Source organism: Bacteroides cellulosilyticus DSM 14838 (assembly GCF_000158035.1).
Lineage (GTDB): Bacteria > Bacteroidota > Bacteroidia > Bacteroidales > Bacteroidaceae > Bacteroides > Bacteroides cellulosilyticus.
The window spans coordinates 738,612-757,349 of the sequence record NZ_EQ973490.1 but is presented as its reverse complement, the minus strand read 5'-3'; the positions used below and the strand labels follow the sequence as shown (position 1 = coordinate 757,349).

Here is an 18,738-nt window from a genome sequence, read left to right as displayed (position 1 = left end):
TCTCCGAAAGAACCCTGGAACTTACCGAATAATATCCTTCCCGGCTTTTGCCAAACAGTGAGCACAGGCATCCTATGGAGGTCTTGGGATGCCTGTGACGAAGGCTGTTTACTGCTTGGCGCCAGCTTTTTTTAATAAATCGACGCCATATTCTTCACGACCGATTTTGAGAACTTCATTCAGAGCTTCATTACGAAGTTCGGAATATTCCAGAGCCTGGCGTAGGCGAAGGATTTCAGCCTGCATTTCTTGCTCGCGCGATGGGGGGCATGCCTTTTCAGGCTTGGGGGATTTCTTCTGACGCATCTTCGATAGTCGGATTAGTAACTCATCCGACAAAGATAAATCTTTTTCAGACAAGACAAAGGCTTTTTCCCATCTGTGCATCGTGCCGCAGTGCAGACCATATTTCTTTTCTATGAAATATTTTGTCGAACCGCTACGGTAGTAGTCTATTAATACCTGATGCTTAAAATCTAAGCTAAACGTACGTTTGGAGAGTGAGTCTTTTTTCATCTTTACAGCTTTTTAGTGTTAAAATGGTGTAAAGTAAATCTGTATTAAGACATACCGTTATGAATTAATTCTTTTAACTTCTAAACGAAGTGATAACTCCTTTAACTCCTGCGTATGAATTATGTAGGCTAACCCAAATGTTTTTTCCTGTATTCCGTAGGAGTCACCCCATAAATCTGCTTGAAGCATTTGCTGAAATGCTGCGAATCTTTGAAGCCGACCTTATAAGCCACTTGGGTAAAGTTATCCGACCCCTCTTCTATCAGCTCTGCCGCTTTCTTCAAACGTATGTTTTTGATGAGCTCCATCGGTGAGATACCTATGAGCGTCTTTATCTTTTTGAATAGGGCGGAGCGGCTGATTCCTGCTTCTTCAACAAGCGTATCTACGCTCAAGTCCGGATGATCCAGATGTTTGTTGATGAAACAGACAATCCCGTCCAGCAAGTCTTTATCGGCTTGCGGAAGTGAGCGAAGCTCTTCTTGCTCTTCGGAATCGATATTGCTTTCTTCTTTATTTTGTATGAGTTCTGAATAATACAGTGCCTGAATCCGCTTTCTTTGTCTGATGATATTCCATATCTTGGCTATCAGATAACTCGCACTGAAGGGCTTGGTTATGTAATCATCCACGCCCAATTCCAAACCTTCATTTTGATTTTCCACATCTGCCTTACTACTCAGTAAAACAATCGGTATGTGGCAGGTATAAGTATTGGCTTGTAGCTTCTTGACCATTTCGATCCCTGTCATTTCCGGCATTACAACATCGCTGACAATCATATTCGGCAGGTACTTGATTGCCTTTTCCAATCCCTCTTTTCCATTGGAAGCCGTGATCACACGAAACTCTTCGGAAAGAATCGTATGTAAGAAGAAAAGAAGCTCCTGATTATCATCCACCACTAAAATGGAACTCTTGCCGCAGTCCTTACAAGCCTCTTCTTCTGCTTCGTAATTGTCTCTCAGAAAGAGAGTATCATTCTGGGACAGTTGAGGCCGTTCATCATAATCTGATAGAATGAACTCCGTTTCAGGTGCAAAATGCTCTTTTCCTTTACGGAAGTAGATGGTGAAAGTGGAACCCTCGTTTATTTTGCTCTGTAAAGTGATTTTGCCTTTGTGTAACTCTACCAGTTCCTTGACTAAAGACAACCCTATGCCTGTACTTTGTTTCTTGAAGATGTCGGAACTCACGTAATTCTCGAACCGATTAAAGATACTTTTTTGTTTTTCCTGACTGATGCCATATCCCTGGTCGGATATTTGCAGAATGATATTGGTATCAGTTTCCTGAACAGACAGATGTATGACTGTTCCTTTGGGTGAATATTTAAAAGCATTCGTGATCAGGTTGAAGAGAATGCTTTCCAATTTATCCGGATCTGCCCATAAAAATAGAGGCGATTCTTTAGATTCAAAGGTGATTTCACTTTCCCGTTGGATGGCAATTGACTGGAAATTATTTATAATATGTTCGATGAATGGGGCTATTTCTATTCTTTGTACTGTAAGTTTGGATTCATTCTGTATCTTCTGCAAATCGAGTACCTGATTGATGATTTTCAGTGTATGTTTGGTGTTTCGTTTTACCAGAGCCAGGTCTTGCTGAATGACAGGACTCAAGTCCTTTTGTGAGAGCATGTGGTCTATGGGGGCTACGATCAGTGTGAAAGGGGTACGTAGTTCATGAATCATATCTGTGAAGAACTTGGTTTTTATATCTAAGATATGCTTCTCTATTGCAACCCGGTTTCTGAGTTTATAGATAACAAACAGAATATAGGTTGAAATGGCAACAATGAGGATAAATATAATGAAATACAATATGGTACCGTAAATGGATTCCCAGAATGAAGGCAATATGGTGATGGAAATCTCCTTTATCTTATTACTCCATACTCCGTCACTGTTGGTTGATTTAACCTGGAAACAATAGTTCCCTTTAGGAATGTTTGTATAGACTGCCATACGGTTGTTTTTTACATAGTTCCAGTTGTCAAAGCCTTTCAGACGGTAGGCGTACTCTATCTTATTGGGGAATTTCATGTCCAGTGTCTCATAATTGATGCTGAATGAGTTCTCCTTGTGGCTGAGGGTTATGCCGGAAGACCGGTAGGAGGGTTCCTTTTTTTCTCCGTTTATGTGGATATCTGTAATGATGAGGTTGGAGGTATAGCTGTTCCTCTTCATTTGCTGAGGGATTATTGATAATAATCCTCTGTCTGTTCCAAACAGCATTTCATTGTTTGAGAGGCGACAAGCCCTGCTGTCCGTCAGTAGGAGCCCTTCGGGTAGAAATCTGTTATCATATATTTCAGTTGAATCATTCTCCAGAAACAGACGGTACAGTCCGTTTTCCGATGGAATCCACAGATTACCTTCATTATCTTCCGCCAGCGTCAGCGGAACGTTGGAGATCATCTGTGGAGATGAATAGTTTTTGAATATCCCGTTGCCTTGCTCGTCAAAGCCCGTAAGCTTGTCGAGGCCTCCACCGAAGGTTGCTACATAGATTTCATGTTTGCTACTTTCGAAAATATCATAAACATTGTCGCAGCTGAGGCTATTCTTTGCATTACCGTTGCGTACGATGGGGGTATAGGTCAACTTGTCTTTGCTCCATCTGCAAAGCAATATACCTGATGTGGTTGCCAGCCAGATGTTATCCAGATGATCTATGCAGATATTCTTGATTCTTGAAAAACGGGACGGATAGTCTGATAGTTTATTGCCCGAATGGATAAAGCGCTCATTTCCGTTTGCATCTTTAGTTATCTGGTTAAGTCCGCCACCCAATGTACCTACCCAGATTCTGCCCTGCTTATCCTCTTTCAGGGAAAAGATGAAGTTACAGTTCAGACTGAATATGTCAGCCGGATTTGCTTTATAGTATTTGAGTTGAAAGTTCAGTTTGCCTTGAGGTACTAATTTTATAATTCCTTCATTGCGTGTTCCCATCCATATATTTCCTTCTTTATCTTGCAGCAAAGCATATATGGCACCAAGATACTCTGCCTGATGAGACAACTTTCCGGTGGAATTTAAGAAGCCAAGGAAGTTTTTATCCTTGTCATATACTTGAATATCCCCATTCTTGCCTCCGACCCAAATGTTGTGGTCAGCATCTTCCATTATACTTCTCAATTCGTTCGTGGACGGATATCCTTTGACGTCAGGCACCGAGAGAGTAAAAAGATCATTCTTGAAAGATACCTTTATAAGTCCTTTCGGCTGTCTGGCAATCCACAGGTTGTTTTGGTTGTCGAAGTAGATCTTCTTTATTCTGGGTTGCCTTGATTCCTGGCTGTTTCTGCTGATCGAGAATAAAAGGAACTCATCCGCCTTTTCATCATAATAGTTCAGGGCTTCATTCTTGGAGAATACCCACAGTCTTCCGTTGCGGTCTTGTGACAGGGAACGTTGCGAGTTGTTATATTCTTGTGTTTTTAGCTGATAATGCTTATAGTACGTGCTGAATGGTTTGATGCGGGTAATCATTGCTGTGTTTTTGTAGGCCACCCATATATGTTTCTGATTATTATCTTCGTATAATGCATTAATCTGGTTGCTTAACAGTTGATTCGAGGTGGTATAGTGGGTACCCTCTCCCTGATACCCTTCCGTCAGAAAGAAGCCGTCATTTTCTGCTATGACAAGGAAATGCTTGGAATCATAAGCTTTGATTCTTATTAGGGGGCTGGTGGTATTGAACTTCAGTATGGAATGCGTATCTTTTTTAGGGTCGTAGATGTAGAGTTGCCCGTTGTCTGATCCCAGAATAAACATACCTTCCCACTTTCTGAAACTATAAAAGCGGTTGGGGGAAGATAAAATAGGTGTGAGTTTGCCGTCTTCTTTCGAGAATTTGTAAATCCCCCTGTCAGCGATAATCCAAATGATATCCTGATTTTGAACAAGACTTATGATACTACGGACTTGGGATGAACTATCAAGAATTTGCAGACAATCCATCGTTTCTTCATTGGGTCTGATTCTTAACAGGCGTCCGTCAGTCTGGAATACCCAGATATCTCCATCGGAAAGGGTAAATATATTTTGGACAGGAGCCGTTTGCAAAGCAAAATGATCGAACTTGCTGTTCTCCGGAGAAAAACGGTAAAGCGAGTTCTCATCATCTAATAGCCACAGCTGATTATGAGCGTCTATCTTTATATCATCAATCCGGTTGGTAGCTAAATCATTCGAATCTCCGGGCAGTACTCTGTAAGTTACAAATGAATGTCCGTTGAAACGACAGATTCCATTCCAGGTGGTGAACCACATATATCCATTTCTATCTTTCGTGATGCCGGTTATGGTTTGTTGCGGCAGTCCGTCTTCAATGCTGTAGCGGGTAATAACATGTTGTGGCTGCCCGAAAACCGGCGGACAGAACCAAAAAGTGAGTATGAGTATTGACAGGTATAATTTCATTTTGTATTTATTGATTTTTTAATCGGAAAAACTGATATGCCGTTATGTAATAGACGGACAAACACAATTCTTGTACGCTCATACAAAGTTAAAAAACATTCGTTAGGTAGTTTTGCGACAAATAACCTTTATTAATTAATTTATTTGGAATTGATGAAAACATCTATTAATCTGAAAAACATGCGAATATTGCTTAGTATGCTATTCGTTTTCCTGAGTGTCAATGCTGTTGCACAGAACATTACGGGAACTGTAAAGGACAATCTGGGAGAACCCGCCATTGGTGCTTCCGTAGTTGAGAAAGGGACAAGCAATGGAACGATTACCGATGTAGACGGTAAGTTTACTTTGAAAGTTTCAGGAAAGTATCCTATTGAAGTTTCATACATAGGATATATGACGCAGGTGATAAATCTGAAAGGCAAAACTTCTTTGAACATTATTCTGCAAGAAGATACGAAAACACTGGATGAGGTGGTTGTGGTCGGTTACGGTACAGTGAAGAAAGCTGACCTTAGCGGTTCTGTCGTATCTATAAATAAGGAGGATATCAAAGGTACTCCGACAAGCAATGTGATGGAGGCCCTTCAAGGTAAGATTGCAGGTGCCGATATTATGATGGGGTCCGGTGCAGTAGGCGAGGATGTGGACATCTTGCTGCGTGGTTCCCGTTCTATAAACGGCAGCAATGAACCTCTGTTTATCATTGATGGTGTGCAGGGAGCCAGTTACAATCAACTGAACCCGAGTGACATTGAACAAATTGATGTATTGAAAGATGCATCGTCAACTGCCATTTATGGTTCGGCAGGCGCCAACGGTGTTATTATTATCACTACAAAACGCGGTGCCGCCGGAAAGGTGACTGTGAATCTGGATACAAAGTACAGTATCTCGGGCGGAGCTAACTTTGTGCATGGTATGATAGGTGATGAGTGGTATCAGTATCAGAGGGAATATTACCGTACTAAGAATGGTGATTATCCGGAAAATTTTTTTCAGATGTATAACTCTGAAGCCATACAACAGGCTTATGAGAATAACCAATGGATAGACTGGATTGATGAGGCTACACAAGGAAATGCTTCTCAGAAAGATGTGAACTTATCCATACGGGGCGGAAGTGATAAGATCAAGGTCTATTCTTCTTTTAGCTATAACAATACGGAAGGTTTGCTTTCTAATGAAAATCAGACGCGTTACGGAATGAGGTTTAATGTGGACTATGACATTCGCAAATGGCTGAAGATAGGTACCAGTTCAGCGCTTACTTATACAATCAAGAATTCGCGAGGCAAGAATATCTTCACTAAATCGTTGACTGCATTTCCTCTGGGTAAGCCCTATGATGATAACGGCAACATCAATGTTGAATTTATCGAAGGAGAAACCTCGCCATTCGGAGATGAAATAGAGAATCAGTATGCCAATGAAACCCGCACGATTTATGCCAATGTCAATGGGTATCTGGAAATTATTCCATTAAAAGGACTTTCATTCCGTTCGCAGATCAGTACCACGCTGAGTAGTTCACGTAACGGACAGTATATTGGCGAACATTCTTTGCAAGGAGTTGAAAACGGGTATTCGTCACCTTATGCATACATCAATAACAATTATGGGTATAGCTACTTATGGGATAATATCCTGACCTATAACTTTGACTTCCTCAAAGATCATAAAGTGACGTTGACCAGTGTGACTTCATGGAGCCATGGACAGAGTGATTACAACAATATGCGAGCTTCCGGACAACCACTTGATTCGTATTTGTTTCATAATATGGCTTCGGGGATTACGAAACATGGTGTACAATCCTATTACTCCCAGAATCAGAAGATGTCTTATGCTTTGCGCTTCAATTACGTATACAAGGATAAATACATTGCTTCATTCACCACACGCTGGGATGGTGCATCCCATCTGGCTGATGGACATAAGTGGGAGTCATTCCCTGCTGGTGCACTGGCATGGCGTATCTCACAAGAGCCTTTTATGCAGAGTACGGAAAAATGGCTGAGTAACTTAAAACTCAGATTGAGCTATGGTGTTACCGGTAACTCCGGAGGTATGGGAGCCTATTCTTCACAGACCGGAGCAGCGACTTATTCGGCTGTTTCCATCGACGGTGTGTTGAGTTCTATGAGCCAACTTGTCTCTCCTTATGGAAACCCGTCTATTGGTTGGGAAAAGACATACCAATGGAATTATGGTGTGGACTTGGGGCTGTTTAATAATCGCATCAATCTGAGTGTAGACTTTTATGATTCAAAGACAAAAGACCTTTTATTCAGCCGTACATTACCTATAACTTCTGCTATTACGGCCTGGGGATCTCCCATGACTACTTGGCAAAACATTGGTGAAACCAGCAATAAAGGGTATGAAATACAGTTGTCCACTGTGAATATACGGAACAAGAACTTCGAGTGGTCTTCATCTATATCCTATACTCACAACGATGAAAAGATTGTAAGTCTGCCTGACGGTGACCTTATTGCCAAGAAATTGTTTGAAGGACATCCTATCAAGACATTCTATGACTATAAATATGCCGGAATATGGGGAACTGCCGAAGAGGAAGAAGCCGCAAAATACGGGTGTCAACCGGGTTATGTGAAAATAGAGACAGTGGAACAATTCACTACAGATGAGAATGGAAACCTTGTGGGAGACGGTGGAGTACATACTTACAGTAATACACGTGACCTTCAGATATTAGGTTCTAATGTGCCTGATGGTATCTTAGGCGTAAACAATACATTTAAGTATAGAAATTTTGATCTGAGTGCTTTTGTTATGCTAAGATATGGACAAATGATAGATAGTAAAACTATCGGATGGTACTCTACTAAAAATAATAACCAACCCAAAGGTACTGACTACTGGACTCCTGAGAATCAAACCGCTTATTTTCCCCGGCCGGGTATTGCCAGTACTACGGGAATAGAGTCTTTAAGGTATATTGATGGTTCTTATGCCAAGATAAAGAACATAACCTTAGGGTATACTTTCCCGAACAAGCTGTGTAAGCGCCTGGGAATTGAAAAGTGTAGAATTTATGGAACTGCATATAATGTATTTGTCCTGCCGTTTAAGAGCGAATTGAAGCATACAGACCCTGAAAACAACGGTTCTGATACCTTCCCGCTTTACAAAACTTATCTCTTGGGACTTAATGTATCTTTTTAACTAATAATTCAATAAGAATAGATATGACTACGAAAATAAAAAACTGGCTGACTGTAACAGTAATGGCAGTGACGATAAGCAATGCTTCTTGTACACTTGATGAATATAATCCTTCGGGATACACTATGGATGCGTTGTCCGTTTCGGTAGAGGGCTATCAAACCATACTTAATAATGTTTATTTCGGTATGGAAAGAGCACTGTATGGATATGGACAGTTTATGCTCATGACTGAAGGGGGAACAGACATCTGGACTTCACAGAAAAATGGTGATAACCTCTACCTGAAATATGGTATGGGTTCTGACTTTGCTAATAACATGATGGCTAACACGTTGAACTGTTGTTATGATGGTATCTGTTATTGCAATCAGGCAATTGTGAAGGCTGATAAAGTTCCTTTCACTACCGATGAGGAAAGAAACAAAAAGGTTGCGGAAGCTCATTTTATGAGAGCGGTATATTACTATAATCTGGTGGAACAACTGGGGGGGCTGAAATTGCAAATGGCTCCAGTAGAAAATGTAGATTTACATCCCGGTAAAGATACTCCGCTGGATATCTATGAGAAGTGTATTATTCCGGACTTAGAGTTTGCGGCACAATGGTTACCGGTGGAAGAAAGGACTACCCGTCCTTCTAAAAAATCGGCAATGGGTATGCTGGCCAGAGCCTGTCTGCAATCCATAGAATATGATTCTTCTAAAAAGTATGCACAACGGGCTTTAGAGGTAGCCAAAGAAATGATGGAAGACTGCAAAGCGGGAGGAGCGACTCTGGGAGTATCTATGTATGATAATATAGAGGAAGTCTTCGCTGAAAGCAACAATTTTGAGAATAAGGAAGCCCTATGGAAACACCGTTATGTGGTGGGAGGTGTAAGCAACCAGGCTTGGATCATGAACCAGAATGATGAGCAGTTCTATTGTCCGCTTACAGCTTTCTCAGCCATTCAGTTTAAGACGGATTTACATTCCGGTAATGAATATGATGGTTTGTCCGATTATCAGATATGGGGCAGACGTGCAGGCGGAAGCTTTATGCCTTCAAAATATCTGTTGGACTTGTATGTACAGGAAGATGGCACTTTGGACCCCAGATATCATGAGTATTTTCAAACTTCCTGGACAGGGAATAAAGACAAAGGTCAGGCATGGAGCGAATCACAAGTGAAGCAGTTTGATAAGAATCTGGATTCTCCTGAAATATCAGCAATGGTACCTGATCCGATAACCGGTGAGTTGGTACGTCAGTATACCAAAATTCTGTTTGGTGAAGCGGCGCTCGAATTTATCCGTCCGGGAGATGAAGGATATGCAGAAAAGGTAGCGGTAAAGAAGGACTCAAAAATCCTGTATGTTGACTACAAGGATTTGTATGCTGAGGACAACACGGTGATTATGGATTATCACAGAGATTATGATAATACGGATGTAGTCAGCCCTTGGCTCAGTTTCTATCCGTCGTTGATGAAGCATAACAGCAGCAATTATTACGTTAATAACTTGAGCAAGAAGCGTCTCGGAAATCTGAATGCTACCTTTATGATGCGTACTCCTGAGGTTTTCTTAATAGCTGCTGAGGCCGATATCTACGTAAATGGCGGAGCAAATGCGATGCAATACATAAATCAGGTTCGTGAGCGTGCCGGTGCCAAGGCTTTGTCCGGTGCGGCAACAGTAGAAACAGTATTGGATGAACGTGCCAGAGAATTGTGTGGGGAGTATGTACGGTTCTATGATTTGAAGCGTACAGGGAAGTTGACCAGCACCTATCTGAAGTCTACAAATCCTGATGTCGGTCAATACTTTGTAGATGGCAAACATGAGGTAAGACCATTCCCGCAGTCATTCCTGGAGAATCTGGAAGAGGGTGGTGGTTATTACCAGAATCCGGGGTATTAATATATTAAATTCAAAAATAGATAAGAACGTTGAATTGGATGTTCAAGGATTTCATCTGCCTGTGAAGGTAGATGAAATCTTGTGTTATAGCTATATATCGGACGTGTTGCATCTATATATCGGATGTACAGCATCTATATATCGGACATGCAGTATCTATATATCCAACGCCACCCATATATAGATACTAAAAAGAGCAGGCTGAAAGCAGGACATTCTATTTTTTCAGTATGATCACCGTAACTGCCGAAATAATCAATCCGATGCCTAAGGCGATGCTTTGAGTGAAAGGTTCTCCAAAGATGAGAATGCCTACACAGACGGCAGTCACAGGCTCCATGGCTCCCAATACAGAGGTGAGTGTGGAGCCTATGTTTTTAATGGCGCGTACCAGTGCCAGATTAGATATTACGGTCGGTACCAATGCCAGCATCACCAGGTTTCCCAGGGTTATCCGGTCCGGGATGGCCTGTACTCCGACTCCTGTCACTGTCATTCCGGTGAAAAGAAGGATTCCGCCAAAAAGGAAAACATAGAATGTCATTTTCAGCCCCTTCATTTCAAGGGATTTCAGTTGACTGACGGTGACCAGATAGAGCGCGTAGCCCAAAGCAGAGAGCAGAACGATAAAAATACCCAGTAAAGTAACAGTCCCTGTCGTATCTCCATGCGAAAGGAAGAAAACTCCGCTTACCGCTAAAGCGATTGCTGCTATACGCCAAGGGGATTTCTTTTCGCGGAAGAAAATCATCATAATAAGCGTAGTCAGCACCGGATACATGAAATGAATGGTAGTAGCTACTCCGCTTGACATGAACTTATATCCCCAGAACAGGAAAACAGCGGAACAGTCATACAGGAATGCCAGCAGGAGAAGTGGAAGTATCTCTTTCCGGCGGATGCGGAAAGACTGCTTGTCGAGCAACAGTATACAGGCCAGTGCCAGCATGGCAAAGAGGAAACGGTAGAGCAGTATGGACCAGAACTGCATGCCCTGATGCATGGCAGGAATGGTGAACAGCGGAATAAGTCCGAAGCTCGCCGAAGAGAGAAGGCCATATAAGAATCCGTTTACTTTGTTCACGTTAATAAGTGATTAGTGGTTAGTGATGAGTAATTAGCAGTTGCACTAATCACTCATCACTAACCACTAATCACTATTAATCATTTCTTCTTAGGTGCCCGTCTTGCCCAGCCTTCTTCGCTGAAATCGGGCTCTTTATCACGGAACTCCTTGTTGTCGCCTTGAAAGAACTGTCTCCAATCGTCTTTCTTGCCGCGGGCGTCGGTATAGCCACGCTCTTCGCGGCTTGGTTTGCTTTTCTTTTTGTCAGCCGGAGCACTTTCAGATTTACTTCTACTTTTTCTGGGGGCATCGCTACGTTTTCCAGATGCATCACTACGCTTTTCGTCTTTGAAGCTGCGTTTCTTGCCTTCAAATTCCTTCTTGCCGTAGTTGTTGCCCTCACTCTTACGTCTGCCTTTGGGAGCTTCCTTGCCTTCTTCGCCGGCAATTTCTACAGATACCTTTCGGCCGTTCCAGTTCGCACGGTTCAGGGCTTTCACTACATTACCTGCCTCTTTCTCATCTACTTCGAAGAATGAGAAGTTCTTCATCAGGTCAATGCGTCCCAGTTCCACGCGTCCGCGGGTATTACCGTTCAGTAGGCCTATCAGCTCATTTGGGAAGAAGTTATCCATCTTACCCAGATTGATGAACAGTCGGGTGAATCCCGGATCTGCTTTGCGGCTGTTGCGATCACCGGTGCGTTCGCTGCCGCCTCTGCTGTTGCGTTCGCCACGGCTGTCGGTAGGCATTTCTATTTCTTCGCGATTGCGGTAATATTCTGAGAAGCGGTTGAATTCATGAGAAACCATACGCTTGATCAGGTCTTCTTTGCTCAACCAGTCCAGTTTACGGTATATTTCAGGCATGAAATCAGCCATATCTTCCTCATTTACCTTCACCTTTTCCAGGTCATCGATTACTTTCAGCAGCTGTTTCTCGCAAATCTGTTTACCGGTAGGCATTTCACCAACAATAAACTTCTTGCTGATAATCCGTTCGATTTCACGCATTTTACCTTTCTCGCGCAGGTTGATGATGGCGATGGAAGTACCTGTCTTTCCGGCACGTCCTGTACGTCCGCTACGGTGAGTGTAGCTTTCGGTATCATCCGGCAAGCCATAATTGATGACGTGGGTCAGATCGTCCACATCCAGTCCGCGGGCGGCAACGTCCGTGGCAACCAGGATTTGCAGATTGCGGATACGGAATTTCTGCATGACGGTATCACGTTGTGCCTGGCTTAATTCTCCATGCAGTGAGTCAGCGTTATAGCCGTCCTGCATCAGCTTGTCGGCAATCTCCTGCGTTTCTTTTCGTGTACGGCAGAAAATGATACCATATATTTGCGGGTAATAGTCTACGATGCGTTTCAGGGCAGCGTATTTATCTTTGGCATGAACGGTGAAAACCACATGCTTCACATTGCTTGTGCTTTCATTTTTCCGTCCGATGGTGATTTCTTTGGCGTCACGCAGATACTTCTTTGAAATGCGTGCAATCTCCGGGCTCATAGTGGCGGAGAATAACAGGGTGTTACGCTCTTGCGGTACATCGGCAAGAATGGCGTTGATGCTGTCCGTGAATCCCATGTTCAGCATTTCGTCCGCCTCGTCCATCACTACGTTCTGGATGGTGGTGAGGGATACCGTTTTGCGTTCCATCAGGTCGAGCAAGCGTCCCGGGGTGGCGACAATGATATGTACACCCTGTTTCAGGGCACGTATCTGGCTGTCTATGGATGAACCACCATATACAGGCAATACCCTCAATCCGGTGATGTATTTGGAATAATCATTCAGATCACCTGCAATCTGCAAGCAAAGTTCGCGTGTAGGGCAAAGTATAAGGGATTGTGGAATCCGGTTCTTTACATTAATTTTCTGGATAAGTGGTAAGCCGAATGCGGCGGTTTTCCCCGTTCCTGTTTGTGCAAGTGCTACAACATCATTATTTTCTCCTAAAAGGTAAGGAATCACTTCCTCTTGTACCGGCATGGGACACTCATATCCCATTTCTTCAATGGCGCGGCGTATCTCCGGCGACAGACCGAGCTCTTCAAAATTCTTCATTAAATCTTTGTATATCTTTATATTCGGGCACAAAGATAGAACAAATTTAGTGATTAGTGATTAGTTATCAGCGATAAAATTGAATAACAGGGCTATTTTTTTATTACTAATCGTTTTTCACCAGCAGAATGCTTTGCAGCTTCTTTATTTCTTCTTTGGTGAGTCCGATAGCTCTTTGCAGATACGTGTCTACATCACCGTACCGACGCTCTATTTCCTCCTTGGCGGCGTTCAGGAAATCTTCCCTTGCCGAATAGATGGTCGTAATGGCTTCTTGCGAGCGTGTGGGCAGGTTGTAGGCATAACTGGAAGCGCTGGGAATGTTGAAGTAATCGTTGCTTAGGCGGTAGTCTTCCATAATGATGTCGCTGTTCACGCCGAGGGAGGCGAGGATCAGTGCCGAAGCAATGCCGGTACGTCCTTTGCCGGAGGAGCAATGGATAACGACAGGGTAATTGGTACTGTTCAGCAAGATATCAAATATCTGGCGATACTCTTTATGATAGTGCATTACCAATTCGCGGTTCATCCGCTCCACCATCCGGTAGACGGTGTCGCTTTTTATTTTCTGTTCCTGAATGCCTTTCAGGATATCTTCCATATCTCCCGTTTTTATAGGGACATGTATTACATTAAATCCTTGTTGCAGTGGGGTGTGACCTTTTAATTCCGATTCTGAGCGCAGATCGATGATGGTCTTGATGCCTATATTCTTCAGTTCCCTGCGTGAGTAGCATTCCAGACTGTCTATCTGTGCAGAACGATAGAGCATGCCCCAACGCACCCTCTTTTTGGTAGGGTATGACGGATACCCACCCATATCACGGAAGTTTTGTATGCCGGGGATATTGACATTGCGGGTAGCAATCTTTACGCGATATTTATCATTGAATACGAGGGTGTAGTAATAACGCTTGGTAGGGTCTGTGGTGACAATCGTCATTCGCTGATCGGAAATGTTTGCTATGGCTACCGGAGAATCCTCGGGGATATTATTCGGATCAGTCGAAGCATATACCTTTACGTTCCCTTTGATGAGAGGGGCTATTTCCCATTTGACGATACTGTTCCCAACGTTATTTTCTTCGCAAACAATGGAAATATGAGGAGCTGTGCCGCTACAAGCCGGTAGCAGCAATACACATGTTAGCAAGTTCAACAGATTTCTATACATAGTTTTTTTGTCTGAGCATATATATGCAAAGATAATGCAAACCGAGAGCAGAATAAAATGAACTTGTTCATTTCTTATGCCGAGGTGCAGCTTATCTTCGCTTTGTTGCAAAGATATGTATTCTGATGACTTTTGTTATTCCAGGGCACAGAGTTTCACAGAGTTTTTTCTCCTTTAACGGGGATTTAGTTAACGGGAGGCAACTGCTTGGCAAATTCCGGTGATATAGAGTTGTTGAAACTCCGGCATACATCTGCCGCAAACTCGATGCCGCAACGGATAATCTTGTCCCAGGTGTCCTCGCTTATCTGTCCTAAATCGCAGTAACGCACGTCGTACTTCAATAAGCCATAAATAATACCGGCATTAAAGTTATCGCCTGCGCCAATAGTGCTGACTGCTTCCAATGGGGGAATAGGATACTCTTTGGTGATGCTATTCGTGCGTAGTGAGATTTCTTTGGCTCCGGCAGTACAAAGGAAGTTAGGGCAATAAAAACGAATTTTGTCTTTATATACCTTGTCCACTTCTCTTTGATTGTACATATAGAAAAAGTCTTCTATAGATCCGCGCACAATGTCGGCATATTCCAAATTTTCGATGATGGTGGACGTCAGCTTGATAGCCTCGCTTTTGTGCGACGACCGGAAGTTGGGGTCATAGTACACGATTGCTTTCTTCTCGCGTGCCTGTTCCAGCAAATCCAGAACCTTTTCGCGCAGCACCGGATTCAGGGCAAAATAGGAGCCGAAAACCACGATGTCGTCTTCTTCCAGTTTTGGGAAAACCACGTCCAGCCGTTGCTTGGGATAATCTTTGTAGAAGATGTATTCCGCATCACCATTCTCGTTGAGATAGGCCAGTGATACCGGGGATTTTCCATCGGGAAATACGTTGACATAGTCAGTAGACATGCCGCTATCCCGCATGGATTGCAGGATTGTATTACCTACCCGGTCGTTTCCTGTCTCACTGATAAAGCTGACGGGAACACCTGCCCGTGCCAATGACACGACGCCATTGAATACTGAACCGCCCGGTACGGCAGCTGTCGGCTGGCCGTTGCGGAAAATGATGTCAAGAATCGTTTCTCCTATACCAATTACTTTTCGCATAATTTTCTTGATTTTTCACCCAAATAGCCACCGTGATGGCGTTTGGAGTAGTCTCCAATAGTAAATCCTGTCTGTTTCATGACTTGTACCACAAGGATGTCGCCGATAACGGTCATCACAGTGGTCGAAGTGGTGGGAGTCATACCTAAAGCACAAACTTCCTTTGGTTTTCCTGTGCTGAGGCATACATCGGACTCGTGTGCCAACGGACTATCCGGATTTCCGGTAATAACAATAAACTTGAGGTCTGGGTTCAGATTATGAGCCAATTGTGTAAGTTCAACGATTTCACGCGTCTTACCGGAATTGGAAATCAGCAACAGCAGGTCGTTCTCCTGCAAGATGCCCAAGTCTCCGTGTTGTGCTTCGCTGGGGTGCAGAAATACGGAAGGAATACCTGTGGAACAGAATGTCGTAGCAATGTTCATGGCAATCTGTCCGGCTTTTCCCATACCTGAGGTCACCAGTTTCCCTTTCCGCCGGTGAATCTGTTCCACGATAAGTTCTACCGCACGCTCGTAAGCGTCTGTCACGGGGATGTTCAGTACGGCTTGTGCCTCTTTCTGCAAAAGCTCTTGAATGGATTCAATCATTATACTATTTTTGTTAGTAGTTAGGTTATAGCCTACAAATATCTGCAATTTTCCATAAATGGCAATAAGTTTTATTGTATTTTTGCTTTGCGAAGATAAGGGGACCTCGTCAAATTGCGCTATCTTTGCGCCCTCAATTAGTTTCAAACGTCAGAATGAAGAAGTTAGCACTATTACCCTTGTTGGGACACCATCAATATACTCTTGCCAATGGTTTGCGTATTATTCACCAGCCGTCATTTTCCGATGTGGCTTACTGTGGTTTTGCAGTTGATGCCGGAACCCGTGATGAACTGGAGAATGAACAGGGCATGGCGCATTTTGTGGAACATCTTATTTTTAAGGGTACTCAGAAGCGGAAAGCCTGGCATATACTCAACCGTATGGAGAATGTGGGCGGTGACCTGAATGCTTATACCAACAAGGAGGAAACAGTGATCTACTCTGCTTTTCTTACCGAACATTTCGGCCGTGCGTTCGAGTTACTGGCGGATATTGTCTTTCACTCTACTTTTCCGCAACGTGAGATTGAAAAGGAAACGGAAGTGATTATTGATGAGATCCAATCTTATGAAGACACCCCTTCCGAACTTATTTTCGATGATTTTGAGGATTTAATCTTCCGAGGACATCCGTTGGGACGCAATATCCTGGGGAATCCTGAGCTGCTGAAGACCTTTCACAGCGAAGATGCCGCTGCGTTTACTTCCCGTTTCTATCATCCGGGGAATATGGTGTTCTTTGTGTGGGGAAACCTGTATTTCAAGCAAATCATCCGTTTGGCAGAGAAACTGCTTGCCGATGTTCCGGCGGTGACGGTGGATAACCGTCGTACTCCGCCGTCTCTTTATACGCCCGAAAAACTGGTGGTGCATAAGGATACGCATCAGGCTCATGTGATGATAGGCAGCCGTGGCTATAATGCGTACGATGATAAGCGTACCGCGCTCTATCTATTGAATAATATTCTTGGCGGGCCCGGTATGAACAGTCGCTTGAATGTTTCTCTGCGTGAGCGTCGCGGCCTTGTCTATAATGTAGAGTCTAACCTGACTTCTTATACGGATACCGGGGTTTTCTGCACTTATTTTGGTTGCGATCCCGATGATGTGGATACTTGTATGCGTCTGGTGATGAAAGAACTTAAAAATCTGCGTGATACAAAGATGACTTCGTTACAACTCGCAGCTGCGAAGAAGCAACTCATCGGACAAATAGGTGTGGCTTCGGATAATAATGAGAACAATGCTCTCGGCATGGCGAAGACTTTCCTGCACTATAATAAGTATGAAAGTTCCGAAGCGGTTTATCAACGTATTGAACAAATTACTCCGGAGATTTTGCTGGAAGTGGCGAATGAGATGTTTGCAGAAGATTATCTGTCAACGTTAATTTATCGCTGATTGTCGTTTACTTAATGGGATTTTGTGTATCCTCTTTCCGAGCACAAAAATAATCTGGCCCGGCGTAGCCATAAATCAAAAATGGATTAGTTATTTTGTTCATAAGCAGATGTTTATATGTAGCAATAACTTTCCGCATTTCCAAAAGTTTCGTAGCAAGTTAGAATGATTATTATGAATATAATTATTATAATTTGCAATAATCTAAAGCAGGATAATCATGAAGAGTATACAAGTGAATCCCTTTATCATAGGTACCTATCTATCAGTCCATCTTTGCGGATTTAACGGAGCGCCAGCGTGAGATACTCCGTGCGATAGCTGTCGAAAATGTTGCTGTCAATGTGACTTCCGGTGAGTTTGTGCGAAGATATGATCTGAAATCACCCAGTTCCGTACAGTCTGCTCTGAAAGGGCTTTCCGGTAAGGGTATAGTAGGTAAGATCCTTGACGGATACGTTATTAATGACCGGCTGTTTAGGTTTTGGATAAAGCGGAATCCGATCTGATGAAGTACATAAGGCGGAAGCCTCCTGGTCCGGTGCAGGTAAGTCTGTTTGGTCTACTGTTACCGTCAGGCGAATGCTATTGGCCACGCAACTCCCGTCGGCGCTACGAAAACTGAGGTAGGCTATCAATTCATCGTCCTGCCAGTCGGAAGGAAGTTGAAGTTCTGCATGTCGGGCGGAACGTAGGGTGGCTTCCGTATCGTAAACAGCTGTTTCTTCGTCTTTGTTATATACTAATAACATGGCTATGTCCGTATCTTCTGCATTTCCCATGCCACTGTTGTCCTGCCATTTAAAGTGCACCTTATTTCCGTTTTGTGTGGCTGTACCTTCGAATACCGGCATCAGGGTTCCCATAGAAACCAATGCCCGGTCAAAGTCTATTTTGATTTCTTTTCCACTGCCAGTCACGGCTCTTTTCAGTGTGTAGGACATAGCGGAGTTGAACGCGGATTTATCCTGTGTAAGTTCCTTGTAGCCAATGCGTATGAAAGGTTTTATAGCTTTCAGGAAGCTGAATGCCGTGGCGAATTTACCGCGTTGTTCCTGTTGTTTCGGTGTGCGCGGATTGCTGACTTTGGCGGCCCGTGCGCGTATATAGTAGTTTGATTTCCAGCGGAACCCTACTATCGGTCCCACTTTACCGGAGAAACCTCCGAGAATGCCCTGGTTGATAATTCCCATGATATCGTGTTTTTAATTACTTGTTTCTGTCACTGCGCAAATATATGGAAAATAAATCTCTTCAACCCGCTCCC

General features: G+C 43.4%; 11 protein-coding genes and 1 pseudogene. 4 read left to right on the top strand and 8 right to left on the bottom strand.

From position 1 onward, the window contains the following. Window positions 1–108: 108 nt before the first annotated feature. Entirely contained in the window at window positions 109–516 is a 408-nt protein-coding gene (locus BACCELL_RS07590; protein WP_007211087.1) for a hypothetical protein, read from the bottom strand. Window positions 517–644: 128 nt separating this feature from the next. Continuing rightward, entirely contained in the window at window positions 645–4,952 is a 4,308-nt protein-coding gene (locus BACCELL_RS07585) for a two-component regulator propeller domain-containing protein (RefSeq protein WP_007211086.1), read from the bottom strand. Between the two features lie 153 nt (window positions 4,953–5,105). On the opposite strand from BACCELL_RS07585, the gene BACCELL_RS07580 reads away from it, so the two are divergent. Further along, a complete protein-coding gene (locus BACCELL_RS07580; RefSeq protein WP_007211085.1) occupies window positions 5,106–8,144 on the top strand; it encodes a SusC/RagA family TonB-linked outer membrane protein in 3,039 nt (1,012 codons plus the stop codon). 23 nt (window positions 8,145–8,167) lie between these two features. Beyond that, window positions 8,168–10,048: a RagB/SusD family nutrient uptake outer membrane protein gene (locus tag BACCELL_RS07575; protein ID WP_007211084.1), complete on the top strand. Its 1,881-nt coding sequence runs from the start codon at window positions 8,168–8,170 to the stop codon at window positions 10,046–10,048. A gap of 217 nt (window positions 10,049–10,265) precedes the next feature. Here BACCELL_RS07575 and BACCELL_RS07570 read toward each other — a convergent pair whose 3' ends face one another. The 5 genes from BACCELL_RS07570 to BACCELL_RS07550 all read right to left on the bottom strand — a co-directional run bounded on the left by BACCELL_RS07570 (window position 10,266) and on the right by BACCELL_RS07550 (window position 16,068). Further along, window positions 10,266–11,132, bottom strand: a complete 867-nt coding sequence (locus BACCELL_RS07570; RefSeq protein ID WP_007211083.1) for a DMT family transporter — start codon at window positions 11,130–11,132, stop codon at window positions 10,266–10,268. A gap of 80 nt (window positions 11,133–11,212) precedes the next feature. Further along, window positions 11,213–13,186 (bottom strand): DEAD/DEAH box helicase, encoded by a 1,974-nt coding sequence (locus BACCELL_RS07565; protein ID WP_007211082.1) that lies wholly within the window; start codon window positions 13,184–13,186, stop codon window positions 11,213–11,215. Between the two features lie 106 nt (window positions 13,187–13,292). Further along, window positions 13,293–14,360 carry a tyrosine-protein phosphatase gene (locus BACCELL_RS07560; RefSeq protein ID WP_022208189.1) on the bottom strand — a complete coding sequence of 356 codons (1,068 nt, stop codon included), beginning with the start codon at window positions 14,358–14,360 and terminating at the stop codon, window positions 13,293–13,295. A 185-nt stretch (window positions 14,361–14,545) separates the two neighbouring features. Continuing rightward, window positions 14,546–15,475 carry a carbohydrate kinase family protein gene (locus tag BACCELL_RS07555; protein ID WP_007211080.1) on the bottom strand — a complete coding sequence of 310 codons (930 nt, stop codon included), beginning with the start codon at window positions 15,473–15,475 and terminating at the stop codon, window positions 14,546–14,548. Further along, complete coding sequence (locus BACCELL_RS07550; RefSeq protein WP_022208190.1) at window positions 15,463–16,068, bottom strand: KpsF/GutQ family sugar-phosphate isomerase; 606 nt, start codon at window positions 16,066–16,068, stop codon at window positions 15,463–15,465. The genes BACCELL_RS07555 and BACCELL_RS07550 overlap by 13 nt, the downstream gene beginning before the upstream one ends. Before the next feature lie 155 nt (window positions 16,069–16,223). On the opposite strand from BACCELL_RS07550, the gene BACCELL_RS07545 reads away from it, so the two are divergent. Together BACCELL_RS07545 and BACCELL_RS27680 are read left to right on the top strand one after the other, a co-directional pair. Further along, window positions 16,224–17,471 (top strand): M16 family metallopeptidase, encoded by a 1,248-nt coding sequence (locus tag BACCELL_RS07545; RefSeq protein WP_007211078.1) that lies wholly within the window; start codon window positions 16,224–16,226, stop codon window positions 17,469–17,471. Between the two features lie 260 nt (window positions 17,472–17,731). Beyond that, window positions 17,732–17,848, top strand: a pseudogene (locus BACCELL_RS27680) (ATPase); the annotation flags it as partial. Window positions 17,849–17,854: 6 nt separating this feature from the next. Here the strand turns inward: BACCELL_RS27680 and BACCELL_RS07540 are convergent. Next, window positions 17,855–18,664 carry a DUF6266 family protein gene (locus BACCELL_RS07540; protein WP_007211075.1) on the bottom strand — a complete coding sequence of 270 codons (810 nt, stop codon included), beginning with the start codon at window positions 18,662–18,664 and terminating at the stop codon, window positions 17,855–17,857. Window positions 18,665–18,738: the final 74 nt, after the last annotated feature.

Excerpts from the sequence above, each read along its gene's own strand:
- BACCELL_RS07580 (WP_007211085.1), top strand. The coding sequence starts at position 5,106 with ATGAAAACATCTATTAATCTGAAAAACATGCGAATATTGCTTAGTATG.
- BACCELL_RS07560 (WP_022208189.1), bottom strand. The coding sequence starts at position 14,360 with ATGTATAGAAATCTGTTGAACTTGCTAACATGTGTATTGCTGCTACCG.
- BACCELL_RS07545 (WP_007211078.1), top strand. The coding sequence starts at position 16,224 with ATGAAGAAGTTAGCACTATTACCCTTGTTGGGACACCATCAATATACT.
- BACCELL_RS07590 (WP_007211087.1), bottom strand. The coding sequence starts at position 516 with ATGAAAAAAGACTCACTCTCCAAACGTACGTTTAGCTTAGATTTTAAG.
- BACCELL_RS07555 (WP_007211080.1), bottom strand. The coding sequence starts at position 15,475 with ATGCGAAAAGTAATTGGTATAGGAGAAACGATTCTTGACATCATTTTC.
- BACCELL_RS07550 (WP_022208190.1), bottom strand. The coding sequence starts at position 16,068 with ATGATTGAATCCATTCAAGAGCTTTTGCAGAAAGAGGCACAAGCCGTA.
- BACCELL_RS07585 (WP_007211086.1), bottom strand. The coding sequence starts at position 4,952 with ATGAAATTATACCTGTCAATACTCATACTCACTTTTTGGTTCTGTCCG.
- BACCELL_RS07565 (WP_007211082.1), bottom strand. The coding sequence starts at position 13,186 with ATGAAGAATTTTGAAGAGCTCGGTCTGTCGCCGGAGATACGCCGCGCC.
- BACCELL_RS07540 (WP_007211075.1), bottom strand. The coding sequence starts at position 18,664 with ATGGGAATTATCAACCAGGGCATTCTCGGAGGTTTCTCCGGTAAAGTG.
- BACCELL_RS07575 (WP_007211084.1), top strand. The coding sequence starts at position 8,168 with ATGACTACGAAAATAAAAAACTGGCTGACTGTAACAGTAATGGCAGTG.